Consider the following 16,346-nt stretch of genomic DNA (forward strand, 5'->3'; position numbering starts at 1 on the left):
TGAGTCAAAACTGTCAATTCGGGGGAAGGTGTAACAGTGAAAGGGTTAGTCAATTTTGTTCTAAAGAATAAATTAGCAGTATGGTTGCTCACTATTATTATAACGGTGTCAGGGGTTTATTCGGCAACTCAAATGAAAACAGAGACGCTGCCGGACATTTCGATTCCGTATTTACTAGTGATGGGTGTTTATCCCGGTGCAACTCCGGAACAAGTGATGGAGGAAGTCTCGATACCTATAGAGAGGGCGGTAGAGAATTTAGATCATGTGAAATCGGTCTACTCCAATTCGTATTCCAATATGTCGAGCATTCAAGTGGAGTATGATTACGGCATTAATATGGATGAAGCGAAGCGGGAATTGGCGTCCGCAATGGATTCCTTATCCTTGCCGGAAGACGCACAGAAACCTGTCATTACAGCAATTAGCATGAATATGATGCCGGTCGTTGCGTTAAGTGTGAGCAGTACGTCAGAAGATATCGTTGAATTGACGTCCACAGTCGAAGCTATTTTGCTGCCGAAAATCGAGAAAATTGATGGAGTTGCTTCCGCGACAATTTCGGGTCAGCATATTGAAGAAGTAGAGCTTACATACGACAAAGAGAAAATGGCTCAGCTTGGTTTACAGGAAGACACAGTTAAACAAATGATACAAGCGAGCAATATGGAAGTATCACTCGGACTTTATGAATTTGAAGAAGGCGAGCAGGCGGTCGCTGTTGACGGCAAGTTCATGACGATTGATGAGCTCAAAGGCATGCTCATCCCGGTTACGCCGTCAGAGGCGAATCCATTGCCATTTGTTAAACTTGGCGATATTGCGTCGATTGAAAAAATCGGCAAAGTGCAGTCCGTTTCACGTACGAACGGTGAAAATGCGATTGCTATCCAAATCGTTAAAGGACAGCGTGCGAACACGGTCGATGTTGTAAATGACGTGAAAAAGCTAATGAAAGATGAAGAAAAAGCGATTAACGGTCTTGTCGTTGAAGTATCTCTTGACCAAGGAGAACCGATTGAGAAATCCGTATCGACGATGGTCGAAAAAGCGCTTTTCGGTGGTTTGATTGCTGTACTGATCATTCTATTATTTTTACGTGATTTCAAATCAACAATTATATCGATCATTTCAATACCAGTTTCTATTTTCATGGCACTTATGATTCTTCATTGGATGGATATTACGCTTAATATTATGACGCTCGGTGCGATTACCGTTGCAATCGGTCGCGTCATCGATGACTCCATCGTCGTCGTGGAAAATATATATCGAAGACTTCATTTGAAAACGGAGAAATTATCCGGCCGCGCATTAATTCGTGAAGCGACGATCGAGATGTTCAAACCGATTATGTCATCGACGCTCGTCACTGTTGCGGTATTTGCGCCGCTTATCTTTGTAGGCGGTATGGTAGGGGAGCTGTTTTTGCCGTTCGCATTGACGATGTCGTTTGCGCTTGGTGCTTCATTGCTCGTTGCGATTACAATCGTGCCGGCATTATCCCATTTTTTATTCAAGAAAAAGCTGTACGGGGAAAAGTCGGAAAGCCAGCATAAAGAAGCAGGCAAAATGGCGAATTGGTACAAAGGCATTTTAAATTGGTCACTGAACCATAAAATCATTACATCGATTATTTCTGTCGTGTTATTGGCAGGTAGCTTAGCGCTTATGCCGCTAATCGGCTTCAGTTTCTTAGGCAGCGATGAAGAGAAAGTAATGTACATTACGTACACACCGGCGACAGGTGAGCTAATGGAGGATACATTGGCAAACGTTGAAGTCGTCGAAAAGGAAATGCTGAAACGCGATGATATTGATATCGTTCAAATATCCATTACGGACGGTGCAGATCCGATGACCGCAATGATGGGCGGCGGCTCGAATGGTGCGCTCATGTATCTCATCTTTGACCCGGATATGGAAGACTTCCAAGGAGCACGGGCTGAAGTTGAAGACTATGTATTCAATATCGGCCAGTCCGGAGAATGGAAGAGTCAAGATTTCGGTTCTATGGGAATGTCTTCGAATGAAATTAGCTACACGTTTTATAGTGAGAACTTAAGCAGCCTGAAGGAAGCAGTCCAACAGGTTGAAAAGGTCATGAGTGATACGAAAGGCATCGAGGACGTCTCTTCAAGTGCGCAAGATGCGTATGTTCAATACACATTGAAAGCGACGCAAGATGAGTTGCTGCAATATGGATTGACGACTGGGCAAATTATCATGATGCTTAATCCGATGAGGACGCAGGAAGTTGTTACGACAATCGGCAAAGACCGCGAAGAATTGAAAGTTGTCGTGAAGCAGGAAGAAGCCAAGCAACCGACATCAATCGATGCATTGCTCGAAAAAGAAATTCCGACAGCGTTAGGGACGACGATGAAGCTTTCCGACTTAGTGAAAGTCGAGGAAGGATCGACGTACAATACGCTAGCCCGAAGCAAAGGACAATATTACGCATCTGTTTCAGGTAAGCTCGTTGATGCCGACATTTCGAAAGCAACGTCCGAAGTCGATAAAGCAATTGCTGAATTGGATCTACCTAAAGGTGTGGCGGTCGATACGGCGGGTGTCGCAGCTGACATGGAAGAAGCATTTACGCAGCTCGGCATTGCGATGCTAGCAGCGATAGCGATTGTTTACTTCATCCTCGTCGTCACATTCCGTGAAGGGGTCGCACCGTTTGCGATTCTCTTCTCGCTGCCATTTGCAGTTATCGGTTCGTTCGTCGGCTTGCTTATCGCAGGCGAAACGATTTCCGTTCCGGTTATGATGGGTCTGTTAATGTTAATAGGTATTGTCGTTACGAATGCCATCGTACTCGTAGACCGCATTATCCGGATGGAACGTACTGGATTGAAAATGCGCGAAGCAGTGCTCGAAGCGGGTGCTACGCGTTTACGTCCGATCTTAATGACGGCGATTGCTACAATCGGTGCCCTCATTCCATTAGCGCTTGGCAATGGAGCAGGCGGCGGTTTGATTTCAAAAGGTCTCGGCATTACCGTTATCGGCGGTCTGATCAGTTCTACGTTGTTGACACTGATCGTTGTACCGATCGTGTATGAAATCTTGTCGAAAATGTTTAAGAAAAATCGTTTGGATTTGGAAGAGGATTAATTGAATCGTAAAAACTGCCCCATCCATCGGAATTCCGGTGGCGGGGCAGTTTTTTATTGCGTGAAGGTAGGGGAGATGCACGAGTTCCCGTTCTAGAGGGCTCGGCCTTTCTTTTGCCTTTTTACTATTCCGAAAGGAGAGATTATCTAGATTCTGATATTCAAAGGTATTTGGAAATAGAAAACGAGCTTACAGTCGTAAATACATTTCGAAAGACAAAGATTTAGTTGCAAATTATTTTTAATAGTGGGAAAATACATTTATGGTAAATTTCGATACGAGTTCCAAGTGATTCACCTACCTTTAATCTAAGGTTTTTAATCTTCAAATACATAAGTAGGGAGATTAAGCGGGGGGATTAACCATTTCAAACAAAAAAGAGGAGCGATAAAATGGAAAAAATACAAATTGTACATACCAGAGAACAACTAAAGACAATAAGCGATCCGTTGAGGGTCCAGATATTAGTATTGCTCATTGAAAAGGAATATACCGGGCAACAACTATCTGAAATTCTGGAAATCCCACGTTCAAAAGTTCATTATCACCTAAAGGCCTTAGAAAAGGTTAATTTTATAAACCTTATACGTGAAGAAGTAAAAGGTGGCACTGTTCAAAAGTTTTATAGAGCTGTTGCATTATCCTTCCTTCCAGGCGCAGAACTGTTCCCCTATGCGGATGAAATAAGTCAGGCTAATAGAATGGCGCTAATAAAAACAATGGATAGGGTTAAAGAAAGGGTAATTAATGCACCAAGTAAGGCATTTTTTGAAGATGATAAATATGGCACATCTATGATGCAAGCGGAGGTAAACCTAACTAAACAGCAATTTGAAAAGATATCTAATAAACTAAACGAAGTGTTTGATGAGCTTAATTTAATGGAAAAAGAAAATGAGTCTAATCCAAACACAAGAATGTATTATTTAGGCAGCTTTGGGTTTGAAATATCAAATGGTTTTTTCAGAGGAAAATAATTTTTTTGCACATACGGTCTACTTTTTTAACTCGGTCTATTTTTTTAACTCGGCTTGTTTTTTTGAACAGTGCTTCTAAAAATATATTCTAAAATTGGGATGGGGTAGAGTGTATGATTAAATTATTGTTTAAAAACCGAAATTTCTCAGTGCTTTTTTGGGGAAGAACCATTGCTAATGTCGGCGATAGTTTATATGCAATTGCTGCAATGTGGTTGGTATATGAATTAGGTGGGTCAACTTTTTATACTGGATTAGCAGGATTCTTAACTATGACTCCTCGCATATTGCAATTTTTAATTGGGCCTATAGTTGACAGGATTTCTTTAAAAAAAATATTGGTAGTTACGCAATCAATTCAATTCGTATTTGTCATAAGTATCCCCCTTTTATATTACATCGGAGTTTTAAATGTAATTTTATTACTAATAATAATGCCGATATTAACTCTTATAAATCAATTTATCTTCCCTGCTCAATCCGCTGCGTTGCCAAGAATAGTGGAAACTGATGATTTAGTCAGTGCAAATTCACTTTTTAGCTTTGCTAATTCGGGAGTCAATATCTTAGCAAATAGTACCGGTGGGGTATTAATTACAATTTTTGGGGCAATTAATATATATTTTTTAGATGCTTTTTTGTTTTTAATAACTATATTTATCTTTTTACTTTTAAATTATTCAGGACCATCGGAAGTAAAAGATAAATCAGAAGGTGGAACTTTTACGGGTCACACTAAGAGATATATCAATGACTTACTTGATGGATATAAATTTGTTCGTGGATCTATAATATCGAAATTTTTTTACGGCTCAATAGCCGCAAATTTTTCATTTGGAATAGCACTAGCTGTTCTTCCGGCATATTCAAGTTCTAGAGGCGGGGTTGAACTTTACGGAATTTTTATGGGCACATATTCCGCAGGCTTCTTGTGTGGGGTAATACTTTCTCCGTATTTAAAAAGGTTTAACTTCGGCAAAATGGTAATAACATCTTTCTTTATTAGTTCATTACTTTGGCTTTCTTCTGTTTTTGTCCCATCAAATGTAGTATCTATCATTATATTTGGGATGGCGTTAATCCCTCTCGGTGCAGCTGAAGTAACAATGGCTGCTGTCGGACAACGCATTATTCCTCAACAATATCTTGCTAGAACATTTTCTCTTATTGCAAGTATTTCGGCTTCTGCAATGCCATTGGGCTCATTATTTGGAGGTTATATAGGTACCGTCACCAATAGCAATTTAGCGTTTGCGATAGGGAGTCTTGGTATGTTGTTTGTATCATTAGCTTGGCTAATCATACCTCAGTTACGCAGGATACCAAAAATCAATGAAATTGATTCGAGGAAGTATTTTGCTAGACCGAATGACACTGCTTAATATGGGTACACGGCGGACCGGGTGGTCAATCTGTTATCGATTTTGACCCATTGTTTCAATATCTATGTAGTAATGGTATTGCAATTTTGGCAGTAAATCATCGAGGCAGTTCGGGGTACGGGAAGACATAATTCTTCGATGAAAAGTTCTCATTCACACACAAATAAAACGCCGCACACCCATTCCCGGGCATGCGGCCATCTTTATTCAACGAGATCATTCTTAAACGCATAAATCACAGCTTGTGTTCGATCCTGCACTTCGAGCTTCGACAACAAGTTGCTCACATGTGTTTTCACCGTCTTCAACGCGATGAACAAATCATCAGCAATTTCCTGGTTCGTTTTCCCTTTTGCTAATAAAAGAAGGATCTCCAACTCACGCTCTGTCAAATCGTCATGAAGCCGGTGGCCGTTGCCGGAGCGCATTTTCTGCATCATTTTCGACGTCACTTCTGGCTCCAACACAGTTTGGCCCTTCAACGTGTCGCGAATCGCTTCCGCAATCCGTTTCGCATTCGACGTTTTCAATATATAGCTAATGGCGCCGGCTTCAAGTGCTGGATACACTTTGTCGTCATCGAGGAAACTCGTGACGATGACGATTTTCGCTTCCGGCCATTGCTTAATAATCGCGGCAGTCGCCTCCGCGCCGTTCATTTCAGGCATAACCATATCCATTAAAATAATATCGGGTCGCAATGCGAGTGCCTTTTCGACGGCTTCTTTCCCGTTGACCGCTTCGTCGATCACTTCCATATCGGGCTGCGTCTGTAAATAAGCGGACACGCCAATTCGCACCATTTCATGATCATCCGCCAATAGAATCCGGATCATCTAGCTCATCCCCCTTTTTTGTCGGCAATTTTACTTCAACAATCGTGCCTTGCGAAGGGACCGATACGATTTTGCATGTGCCGCCGATTTCAATCGCCCGTTCCTTCACATTTTGCAAACCGTACGAACCGCCTTTGCCATCCGACTCCTCGAAACCAACTCCGTTATCTTGCACACGGAAAATAGCGAGGCCATCCCGTTCGACGAAAAGGACATCGACTTCCGTCGCTTGCGCATGCCGTAACGTATTCGACAATGTTTCTTGCGCAATGCGGAATAAATGGTCCTCCGCTCCTTTTGACAAAGACACTTCCTCCAATCGATAGCGGATATCGAACGACACTTTCTCTTTTAATTCGACTAACAGCTCTTCAAGACCTTCTGCGAGTGACTTATCATTCAGCGCGGCAGGACGTAAGTGAAGCAGCAAAGCGCGCATCTCAAGTTGCGCCTGCTGTACCATCCGCTCGACTTGCATTAGCGGTTTTTCCACCGCCTTTTCGTGCTCCTGCTCATTGATGGCAGACATGAGCATCGAAGCGGCAAACAGTTGCTGAGAAACGGAATCATGCAGTTCCCGGGCGAGCCGTTGCCGCTCCTGAACGATCCGTTCCTGTATCAATTTATCTTGTGCCTCTGCGCGTTCATCCGTAATCCGCTGCAAGCTTTTTCGTTGCGTCGTTAAAATATTGGACACGTCTTCAAGCGTTCTATCAATCTTCGGGGAAAATGATTTCGTGATTTTTACAATCTCTTCATTTTGAATCAATCCCGATAACTGTTGTTCAATCTCTTTCTCCTTCGACCGTCCGATACCGCCCATCCATCCTGCAATGCCTGTGCCAAGCGCGATGCAAGTAATAATAATCCAGGCGCCTAATGGTACATTCGCATACTGTATTGCGTAGAAGAAAATCCAGCTTTCATTTAATGGAACATCGACGAGAAAATAGAAGTACAATGCTGCAATTCCAATAAAGATGAACGATAGAAAGAGGCTGCGACCGAAAAAGTTCTTCATTTCCGCACCACCTCGATATCTCCAATCCACGTCGAAAGGGAGATAATTAGCTCTGCCCGATCTCCAATGTCCCCGTCGTAGCCGTCCTTATAATGAAGCGTCTCGTTGATCATCCGCTTCGGACTAATATCGAGGATCTTCGCCTCGCCGAACAATGTATTGTAATGGATGCGAACTGGAATTTCATAAGGTAAATCAATCTTAATTCGCCCGAATCCTTGTCGAATTGCAATGAAAGACGTCCCTTTCGGAAGGACTGTGTCAGTCACGTCTACATGGATGTCTCCGAAAAATCCTTGGATTTGTACGTCCTCCCATTCATATGAGGAGAAGGGGGAGGATTGAACGGAAAACCATTTATTTTTCCAAATGCCATTTGGCGTCTCTTTTTGAAACTCTTTCAGCGGGCGCATCATTTGCTCGGCAGGCATCCCTTTCCACAAGTGGATTAAAACATAAACGAACCCGAATAGTAGTAATGTGCGCAAGCTCCACAACGTCATTAACGCCATAATAATGAAAAATAGCCCTAAAAAAACCATCCACTTTGACCGTTTTTTGAACCCGAAATACGTAAATCCGGCACCTAGAAAGAGGAAGATGATATTGCCGTTCGATAGGAAAGTGGCCTCAATGAAAAAGAGCGCTAGAAACGCCACAATCCAAAATGTCATCTTATTCGTATCCATTTGTTTCATCGTAAATGCCCCTTTCTTGATGTCAGATGGAAGGGAAGGCGAACCTTCCCATTTATATGTTGTTGAATCGGTAAGTTCTCATTCAAAGCCGAAGAGTTCTCGTTTGCCGATGAAAAGTTCTCGTTCAATCCCGAAAAGTTCTCGTTTCTCGGCGAAAAGTTCTCGTTCATTCCCGAAGAGTTCTCGTTTCCCGCAGAAAAGTTCTCGTTCATCACCGAAAACTTCTCAATCAACTATAGTTTACACAATTTCCGTCTTCGGTGCGGTATTTTTTTCAAGCATTTCCAATCTGCGCTCCATCGAAGACACTTCATACTCGCGATTGATCTTGCCGCCGAGGTTTTCGATAAACGCATTCATCTCTTCGACGCTCGAAACTTGCTTGTCGCCATTTTCAGGAGAGATGAATTGATCCATACGGCGATGGGCGCGTGTAACGTTTTCTTTCCCCATCAATTGTAGCTGACGGACTTTCATATCTTTCACTTTATGCTTCATTTCCTCAAATTTCCGCTCCAGCGCAATTAATTCTTGTGCGGATTGCGTAATACTTGCTGCCAATTCATTTGCACGAGTTTCGTATGCGTGAATTTCATCCTCCGCAAATGCGACTAAATCTTCTTCACCTGTCGAGCGTGCAAGATCTGCTTGGCGACGACGTTTCTCAAGCATTGCTTCCGCTTCCGCGAACTCCTTTTCAAGAGCGACTTTTAATTTGCCTTGACGCTCCAACAGCTTTCCAACAGATTCCGTCTGCTTCTCTGCTTCCTTAATGTATTGATTCAACATCGCAATCGGATTTTTCGATTCCTTTTTATCGAGCATCGAATGCAAGTCCGCTTGCACCGTATACTTCAATCTGTTCCATAATGTGTTCATCGTAGTTTCCTCCTTATTTTGTCATTTCATCCCATTGGCGTTCGAAGTTGACGAACGGATCGTCGGAATACTTTGCGTCAATAACATTGTCGTTTGTGCGCTCATTCCACTTACGCCATACATAGTACACACCTAACAATGCGATGATACCGACGAATGCCGGTACATTTGCAACGGCTGTCACCAAACCGATGATCAACACGACTCCCCAAAACAGCTTCAGAAATGTGGAATCCGTCTTCCTGTAATAGTGGAACCCCGCAAAAGCGATCGCACCGGAAATCGCAAGCGCGAGAATGGACCCTAAGTTTGCAAGAACAACGATCGCCGCCACTATGCCGATTATCGCAAGACCAAATTTTTTCATATTGTTGTTCCTCCTTTCGTTGTATCTACATCTTACAATGCGAACCGTCTCGTCCAAACGGGCGTAAAGCGGATTTCCATCTACGACTTGAGACCGATTCGGAGCTAATTGACACTAAAAAATGGTATGGATTTTGGTAACGCTTTCATGTAAGCTATGATTATATGAACTATCAATGAATTCAGAGAATGAGGTGCCGATATGAAAGAAGTGGTTATCGTTGAAGGGGTACGGACCGCGGTCGCAAGACGAAAAGGTGGTTTTTCGAACTATCGACCGGACGAGCTCGCGGCAGTCGTCCTTGAGGAAGTAGTTGCACGAGCGGGAATCGATAAAGGCGATATAGAAGATGTCATTTTAGGCTGCGTCACGCAGTCGGGTGAACAAGGGGGCAATATTGCGCGCACAGCGGCTTTGATTGCAGGCTTTCCGGTTCACGTACCGGGCGTCACGATCGATCGCCAATGCGGCTCGAGCCAGCAAGCAGTCCACTTCGCTTCGCAAGCAATTGCATCGGGAGATATGGACATCGTCATTGCTGGCGGCGTCGAAAGTATGACGAGAGCACCGATGTTTTCCAATATGGGTGACGCCAAACCGAGCCCGAAGCTGATGGAGAAACACGAAATCATTAACCAAGGCCTATCCGCGGAGCGTATTGCCGCACAATGGGGGCTATCCCGTGAAGAACTCGACCGTTTCGCGCACGAAAGCCATCAGAGAGCAATACAGGCCATTGAAGAAGGGAAATTCGATGACGAAATCGTGCCGGTTGTTGTGAATCGCGTCGATGGTAAAGTGGAAACCGTCGCGAAAGATGAAGGCCCGCGTCCAGATTCCACGCTCGAAACGCTCGCTGGACTAAAAACAGTATTCGACGAAAACGGTGTCATTACGGCAGGGAACGCCAGTCAAATGAGTGATGGTGCATCCGCTGTTCTACTCGTGTCGAAGGAGAAGGCGGAGGAACTCGGAGTGAAGCCTCTCGCACGAATCGTCGCCCGTACAGTTATCGGCTCCGATCCGACGTTAATGCTAACTGGTCCGATTGAAGCGACGAGAAAGGTGCTACTGAAGGCAGGGCTTTCTATAGAAGATATGGACGTTTACGAAGTGAATGAAGCATTTGCTCCCGTGCCGCTCGCTTGGCTGAAGGAAACGGGCGCGGATCCTGAAAAGTTAAACCCGAACGGAGGAGCGATTGCGCTCGGACATCCGCTTGGTGCAACGGGTACGAAATTGCTCATATCGATGGTAAAAGAGCTGCACCGGACAGGCGGACGGTACGGACTACTCGCCATTTGTGAAGGAATGGGAATGGCGAACGCGACGATAATTGAAAGGCTCTAACGTTAGTTGAAAGTCGTTTAGTATACGAGCTTCAACAGTTAGAAGGGGTTTATTGACAGAGGGGGATGGACAGATGGAAATGCATGAAATTATAGCGATTGTTACCGGAGGGGCTTCCGGATTAGGGGAGGCGACGACGCGAAGAATTGTCGCGGAAGGCGGTAAAGTAGCTGTTTTCGATATGAATGAAGAACGGGGTCTCGCCTTAGTCGAAGAATTGGGGAAAGAACATGTTTTATTCCTGAAAACGGACGTGGCGAACGCAGAAAATGTCGAAGCGAACGTGGCAGAAGCTGTATCGGTATTCGGAAAAGTGAACGCCGTCGTCAATTGCGCAGGCATTGCAACACCCGGCAAAGTCGTGTCGAAAGGTGGCCCGATGTTGCTCGATCGCTTCGAGCAAGTGATTCGTGTCAATTTGACAGGAACGTTCAACGTCATCCGAGTGGCGGCTGCAGCGATGATGGGCAACGAGCCGAATGCGGAAGGGGAACGGGGCGTCATTGTAAATACCGCTTCTGTAGCAGCATTCGAAGGGCAAATCGGCCAGGCGGCGTACAGTGCATCGAAAGGTGGAGTCGTCGGAATGACATTGCCGATTGCCCGTGAGTTTGCAGGATTTGGCATTCGTGTCATGACGATTGCGCCAGGTCTTGTCGAAACACCGCTCTTCGCAGGACTTCCGGAGCCTGCGCGTAAGGGGCTTGAGGAGTTGACGTTATTTCCGAAACGGCTCGGTCGGCCGGAAGAATATGCGCGGCTCGTCGAAAGCATTTTCACGAATCCGCTATTGAACGGGGAGACGATTAGGCTCGACGGAGCAATCCGGATGCAGCCGAAATAAGGGGGTGAGGCGCATGGCGCGCTATCGTTTTGAAACAGATGAGCATGTCCTGTTTAGGGAGACGCTTCGGAAGTTCCTGTTGAAGGAAGCAGTTCCCCATTACGATCAATGGGAAAAGGATCGGCTAATTCCCGTCAGTTTTTGGCGAAAGCTCGGGGAAATGGGATTCCTTTGTCCGCAAGTGGAAGAACAGTCCGGCGGTCTTGGTCTTGATTTTAGTTACGGAGTCATCATCGGGGAGGAAATGGAGCGAGTCGGAGCAGGCTTAACAGGGGTTGGCCTCCATAATGATATCGTCGTTCCGTACATCGAATCGTACGGGACGGATGAGCAGAAGAAGCGTTGGTTGCCGGGGTGCATCACGGCCGATTTCATTACAGCAATTGCGATGACGGAGCCCGGAACCGGTTCGGATCTTGCAAATATCCGTACGACTGCCATCAAAGACGGCGATCACTATGTCGTGAACGGGCAAAAGACGTTTATTACAAATGGAACGAATGGGAATTTAGTTCTCGTCGTTGTAAAGACCGATCCGAAGGCGGAGCCGAAGCATCGGGGAATTAGCTTGCTCATAATTGAGGAGGGGACGCCTGGATTTACGAAAGGCCGGAAACTCGATAAAGTCGGTATGCACTCGCAAGATACCGCGGAGCTCTACTTTGAAGATTGCCGCGTGCCCGTCGGAAATCTGATCGGCGAGGAAGGAAAGGGCTTCACCTATCTAATGGAAAAGCTCCAGCAAGAAAGACTGCTCGTCGCGTTATCCGCGCAAACCGCTTCGGAAGATATGCTCGAGATGACACTCGATTACGTGAAATCTAGAGAGGCGTTCGGCAAGCCAATCGGTTCATTCCAAAATACGCAGTTCAAACTTGCGGAAATCGCGACAAAAGTAGAGCTCGGAAAAACGTTTCTTGAATCACTCATTGAAGATCATTTGGCCGGTAAAGATGTCGTGACGAAAGTGTCGATGGCGAAATATTGGATTACTGAAACGGCGCGCGAGATCTCCGGGGAATGCATGCAGCTGCATGGGGGGTACGGCTATATGGAAGAATACAAGATTGCGCGAAGGTATCGCGATATTCCAGTCGCATCGATTTACGCCGGGACGAACGAAATTATGAAGATGATCATCGCGAAGAATATGGGGCTATAGATAGAATAGCAGGAAACTAGTCCGCATATAATTGTGTGGGCATAAGCGACTGCTTGGGATGGGTTTACATGCTTCACAAAATAAAACAAAAGGGGATCGATTCAATTGATGCAAACACCATTATTACTATCATCATTCATTAAAAGAGCTGAGCAATTTTTTCCGAACAAACTAATCATATCCCGTACAGGGCCGGACACAATTCATCGCATTCCATACCGTGAATTTGCGAAACGGACGAGGAAGCTGTCGAATGCTTTGACGAAGCTTGGGATGAAGCACGGGACGAAAGTGGGGACGTTCGGCTGGAACCATCATCGCCATTTGGAAGCGTATTTTGGTGTGCCGAGTACAGGTGCTATTTTGCATATGGTAAACATCCGCTTGGCACCTGAGCATATTGCGTACGTCATTAACCATGCGGAAGATGAAATTTTGCTCGTCGATGATAATCTATTCCCGCATCTTGAGAAGCTCGCGCCGATGCTGAAGACGGTAAAACATTACGTCATTATGGGCGATAGCACGGAAGTCCCTGAAACGACACTTGAAAATGTCCATTCCTATGAGGCGTTACTAGCAGAGGCATCGGATCAGTATGATTATCCGGAAGACTTGGATGAAAATACACCTGCCGGAATGTGCTACACATCCGCAACGACGGGCAATCCGAAAGGGGTCGTCTACACGCATCGCGGTATCGTCCTTCATAGCTTTGCGCTTGGGTTGGCGGATGCGATGGGACTACGCGAAAGCGATGTCATCATGCCGATTGTACCGATGTTTCACGTAAACGCATGGGGGATGCCGTTTGCAGCGGTCTTTTACGGTTCGACGCAAGTGCTTCCGGGGCCAGGATTTAATCCGCAGCTCTTGCTCGATTTAATTGAACAGGAGAAAGTGACGCTGACAGCGGGCGTGCCAACGATATGGCTCGCGGTGTTGAAAGAGCAGGAGCAAAATCCACGTGATCTTTCCTCGGTCCGCGGCATCGTAAGTGGCGGCTCAGCATCTCCGAAAGGGTTAATCCGCGCGTTCGAAGAGAAGCTCGGCGTGCCGTTCTACGTCGGGTATGGGATGACGGAAACGTCGCCGCTTGTCAGTTTGTCGGTATACACGTCCGGTATGGAAGATTTACCGATGGACGAACGGATCGACATCCGTGCGTTGCAAGGGTTAATTATGCCAGGGCTTGAAGTGAAAGTTGTGAATGAAGACGGTGAAGTGCCGTGGGACGGCAAGACGATGGGCGAACTTGCGGTGCGTGGTCCTTGGATTGCAAGTGAATATTACAAGGACGACCGGACGGCAGAAGCGTTCAAGGACGGCTGGCTCTATACGGGCGACATCGCCGTTATGACGGAATTCGGTTATTTGAAACTGATGGATCGTACGAAAGATTTAATTAAGAGTGGCGGGGAATGGATTTCATCCGTCGACCTCGAGAACGCCTTAATGACACATGAAGCGGTGTTCGAGGCGGCGGTCATTGCCGTGCCGCATGAAAAATGGATGGAACGTCCGCTAGCCTGTGTTGTCTTGAAAGACGGGAAAGTGGCGGACGATGCGCTAAAAGCTGAGCTGCTCGACTATTTGGCAGGCCAATTCGCGAAGTTATGGGTTCCGGACGATGTCGTCTTCCTAGATGAAATCCCGAAAACGTCTGTCGGTAAATTCCTAAAAGCCGCTCTGCGCGAACAATTAAAAGGTCATGTGTTGGAAGTGTGAAATGGTGCCACCCGCTTGGTAGCGGGTGGTTTTTTCATGGCATTTGTTATGGGCGATTGCCTAATTTATGGCTGAGTGGTGATAAACCTCGTTCAAGCGGTGATAAACTCCTTCTGAACGGTGATAACCCTCGTCTAAGCGGTGATAACGCACTTATCCATTAACAATCAATCGTAAAAGGGGAATTTTCGTCTTGAATTGTAGTCAAACGGTGGTAAATGCGGGAGAATCGGTGGTAAACGTCTTCGAGTCGGTGGTAAAGTGCTCCAAGTTGGTGGTAAACGCCCGAGAGTCGGTGATAAACCATGCCAAGTCGATGATAACTCCCCCCAAGTCGGTAATAAACTTTTTTCGCACCCCACCGCATTAATTCCACCTGAAAAGGGAATAGCGTATAAGGAGCATATGTTATGGAAAGTGTAGAGGAATGTTCAATCACATAGGAGGTTTTAACATGCTGCACAAAATTCCGAAATCCGAGATGACAGCTTGTTCCCTTACCGTATACAAGGATGGCTTTGCGCTAGTGAAAGATACACGTTCCGTTCCGCTGTTTGAAGAAAACGATGCTGTCCATTTTGTTGGGGTGGCAAGTAAGTTGAAACCCGATTCCGTCATCGTTGAAGGAGTAGATGTGTCGGAGCTTGTCTATGCATATGATCTGACGGATGAAGTAAAGATTGTTGAAAAATATCTCGGCCGTCAGCTACTAATGAAGGATCCGTTTGCAAAACAGGATCGGTTGTTCAAGCTGTTGCGCGCGAACGGGCCGATTATTATGCAAGATGTCGAGACGAAAGAGATTGTCATTAATCCGAAGGGCGAGCTACGGTTCCCACAATTAGAAAACGAAACGCATGTGGAGCCAACGTTAATTTGGAAAGTTGAACAGCAACGGGGCAATGATGTATGTGTATCGTATTTGACTGGCGGAGTGACATGGCAAGCGGATTATGTCATTTCCATTCATGCTGACCGTTTCGATTTGTCTGGTTGGCTGACAATGAAGAACAATTCAGGTGTCTCCTATAATAATGCAAAACTTCGTCTCATCTCAGGGAAGCTGAGCAAGCCGGGTAATGAACAAGGAGCGAAAAGTGGAGAGCTGCCGAAGCGTGAAAAGAAGAAAACAGAACCGTTTTCTAATCTCCATACGTACAAATTCTCGCGTGCGATTGATCTTGAAGACCGTCAACAGAAGCAGTTTCGGCTCCTATCATCGACAAACTCAAAAGCGCGCATCATTTATGAAATTAATGAACAGACGCCGAATCCGGATATCTTTATCGAATTCGATAATACAAAAGAGAATGGTCTCGGTTTTCCATTGCCGGCGGGAGTTTTCAATATGTACCGGACGAACCCAGATGACGGTAGTGCCGAATTCATCGGCGAATACGCTATTAAGCATACGGAAGCGAATGAAACCGTCCGTTTGAAATCAGGAGAAGCTTGCGATATTAAAGTGAACGCGAAAAAATCGGGCAAGTTCAAAGAAGGTGGATACGAATACACCGAATACGAATATAGTATTTGCAATACGAAAGGAATTCCGGTCGAAGCGGTTATCCGCCAACAAGTTCCTGGCCATTTATGGACGGTAGATGAATCGACACATGAATGGCAGAAGAAGCGCGATAAGATCGTACTACCTATCCAAGTACCTGTTAATGTCGAGGAAAAAGTGAAGTTCACAATCCGTCACGATCGCTCTGCAAGAAGGACAATTGGATTCTAAATTACTTTTCAGTGCCGATTCAAATCATGTGGAAAAGCGCCCGTCGCCGGGGATAAAAACCGGTTGACGGGTATTTTCTTGTCCACATGTGGATAAAAAACATCGCTAACCACCTCATTTTTCAGAAATTATAAACATATAAACAATCTTACCCACAGTAATCGGTGCATAAGTCCATTTCACGTATACTTATCCACGGACCGCCAATTCATATTCTTCCTTTTTCAGGCGTACAATCCAA

13 protein-coding genes are annotated in these 16,346 nt (G+C 45.4%); 8 read left to right on the forward strand and 5 right to left on the reverse strand.

The window, feature by feature from the left end:
* Nucleotides 1–36: 36 nt before the first annotated feature.
* The 3 genes from QM454_RS07075 (at nt 37) to QM454_RS07085 (ending at nt 5,482) form a co-directional block, all read left to right on the forward strand.
* Nucleotides 37–3,123 carry an efflux RND transporter permease subunit gene (locus QM454_RS07075; protein WP_432363274.1) on the forward strand — a complete coding sequence of 1,029 codons (3,087 nt, stop codon included), beginning with the start codon at nt 37–39 and terminating at the stop codon, nt 3,121–3,123.
* Nucleotides 3,124–3,515: 392 nt separating this feature from the next.
* Complete coding sequence (locus QM454_RS07080) at nt 3,516–4,100, forward strand: ArsR family transcriptional regulator (protein WP_432363276.1); 585 nt, start codon at nt 3,516–3,518, stop codon at nt 4,098–4,100.
* A gap of 113 nt (nt 4,101–4,213) precedes the next feature.
* The gene (locus QM454_RS07085; RefSeq protein WP_432363278.1) at nt 4,214–5,482 is read left to right on the forward strand and encodes an MFS transporter; all 1,269 of its coding nucleotides are present in this window, start codon (nt 4,214–4,216) and stop codon (nt 5,480–5,482) included.
* Nucleotides 5,483–5,685: 203 nt separating this feature from the next.
* On the opposite strand, the gene QM454_RS07090 is transcribed toward QM454_RS07085, so the two are convergent.
* The 5 genes from QM454_RS07090 to QM454_RS07110 all read right to left on the reverse strand — a co-directional run bounded on the left by QM454_RS07090 (nt 5,686) and on the right by QM454_RS07110 (nt 9,283).
* A complete protein-coding gene (locus QM454_RS07090; RefSeq protein WP_432363280.1) occupies nt 5,686–6,318 on the reverse strand; it encodes a response regulator in 633 nt (210 codons plus the stop codon).
* Nucleotides 6,293–7,339 (reverse strand): sensor histidine kinase, encoded by a 1,047-nt coding sequence (locus QM454_RS07095; protein WP_432363282.1) that lies wholly within the window; start codon nt 7,337–7,339, stop codon nt 6,293–6,295. Before QM454_RS07095 ends, QM454_RS07090 begins: the two co-directional genes overlap by 26 nt.
* Nucleotides 7,336–8,037, reverse strand: coding sequence for a cell wall-active antibiotics response protein LiaF (gene liaF / locus QM454_RS07100; RefSeq protein WP_432363284.1), 702 nt, complete (start codon nt 8,035–8,037; stop codon nt 7,336–7,338). The genes QM454_RS07095 and liaF overlap by 4 nt, the downstream gene beginning before the upstream one ends.
* Before the next feature lie 240 nt (nt 8,038–8,277).
* A complete protein-coding gene (locus QM454_RS07105) occupies nt 8,278–8,916 on the reverse strand; it encodes a PspA/IM30 family protein (protein ID WP_432363286.1) in 639 nt (212 codons plus the stop codon).
* 13 nt (nt 8,917–8,929) lie between these two features.
* On the reverse strand, nt 8,930–9,283 hold the full coding sequence (locus QM454_RS07110; RefSeq protein WP_432363288.1) for an ABC transporter permease: 354 nt from the start codon (nt 9,281–9,283) through the stop codon (nt 8,930–8,932).
* Nucleotides 9,284–9,484: 201 nt separating this feature from the next.
* Here QM454_RS07110 and QM454_RS07115 point away from each other — a divergent pair, with 201 nt between their 5' ends.
* The 5 genes from QM454_RS07115 (at nt 9,485) to QM454_RS07135 (ending at nt 16,105) form a co-directional block, all read left to right on the forward strand.
* A complete protein-coding gene (locus tag QM454_RS07115) occupies nt 9,485–10,633 on the forward strand; it encodes a thiolase family protein (RefSeq protein WP_432363289.1) in 1,149 nt (382 codons plus the stop codon).
* Nucleotides 10,634–10,706: 73 nt separating this feature from the next.
* The gene (locus tag QM454_RS07120) at nt 10,707–11,477 is read left to right on the forward strand and encodes an SDR family NAD(P)-dependent oxidoreductase (protein ID WP_432363291.1); all 771 of its coding nucleotides are present in this window, start codon (nt 10,707–10,709) and stop codon (nt 11,475–11,477) included.
* 13 nt (nt 11,478–11,490) lie between these two features.
* Nucleotides 11,491–12,639, forward strand: coding sequence for an acyl-CoA dehydrogenase family protein (locus tag QM454_RS07125; protein ID WP_432363293.1), 1,149 nt, complete (start codon nt 11,491–11,493; stop codon nt 12,637–12,639).
* A 105-nt stretch (nt 12,640–12,744) separates the two neighbouring features.
* Nucleotides 12,745–14,367 (forward strand): long-chain fatty acid--CoA ligase, encoded by a 1,623-nt coding sequence (locus tag QM454_RS07130; RefSeq protein WP_432363295.1) that lies wholly within the window; start codon nt 12,745–12,747, stop codon nt 14,365–14,367.
* 454 nt (nt 14,368–14,821) lie between these two features.
* Nucleotides 14,822–16,105, forward strand: a complete 1,284-nt coding sequence (locus QM454_RS07135) for a DUF4139 domain-containing protein (protein WP_432363297.1) — start codon at nt 14,822–14,824, stop codon at nt 16,103–16,105.
* The last annotated feature ends 241 nt before the right edge of the window (nt 16,106–16,346 follow it).

The sequence above is a fragment of the Sporosarcina sp. UB5 genome (genome assembly GCF_050859005.1).
Classification (GTDB): Bacteria; Bacillota; Bacilli; order Bacillales_A; family Planococcaceae; genus Sporosarcina.

What these genes read in the sequence shown, in the direction of transcription:
- QM454_RS07080 (WP_432363276.1), top strand. Translation starts at nt 3,516, where the DNA reads ATGGAAAAAATACAAATTGTACATACCAGAGAACAACTAAAGACAATA.
- QM454_RS07085 (WP_432363278.1), top strand. Translation starts at nt 4,214, where the DNA reads ATGATTAAATTATTGTTTAAAAACCGAAATTTCTCAGTGCTTTTTTGG.
- QM454_RS07090 (WP_432363280.1), bottom strand. Translation starts at nt 6,318, where the DNA reads ATGATCCGGATTCTATTGGCGGATGATCATGAAATGGTGCGAATTGGC.
- QM454_RS07095 (WP_432363282.1), bottom strand. Translation starts at nt 7,339, where the DNA reads ATGAAGAACTTTTTCGGTCGCAGCCTCTTTCTATCGTTCATCTTTATT.
- liaF (WP_432363284.1), bottom strand. Translation starts at nt 8,037, where the DNA reads ATGAAACAAATGGATACGAATAAGATGACATTTTGGATTGTGGCGTTT.
- QM454_RS07105 (WP_432363286.1), bottom strand. Translation starts at nt 8,916, where the DNA reads ATGAACACATTATGGAACAGATTGAAGTATACGGTGCAAGCGGACTTG.
- QM454_RS07110 (WP_432363288.1), bottom strand. Translation starts at nt 9,283, where the DNA reads ATGAAAAAATTTGGTCTTGCGATAATCGGCATAGTGGCGGCGATCGTT.
- QM454_RS07115 (WP_432363289.1), top strand. Translation starts at nt 9,485, where the DNA reads ATGAAAGAAGTGGTTATCGTTGAAGGGGTACGGACCGCGGTCGCAAGA.
- QM454_RS07120 (WP_432363291.1), top strand. Translation starts at nt 10,707, where the DNA reads ATGGAAATGCATGAAATTATAGCGATTGTTACCGGAGGGGCTTCCGGA.
- QM454_RS07125 (WP_432363293.1), top strand. Translation starts at nt 11,491, where the DNA reads ATGGCGCGCTATCGTTTTGAAACAGATGAGCATGTCCTGTTTAGGGAG.
- QM454_RS07135 (WP_432363297.1), top strand. Translation starts at nt 14,822, where the DNA reads ATGCTGCACAAAATTCCGAAATCCGAGATGACAGCTTGTTCCCTTACC.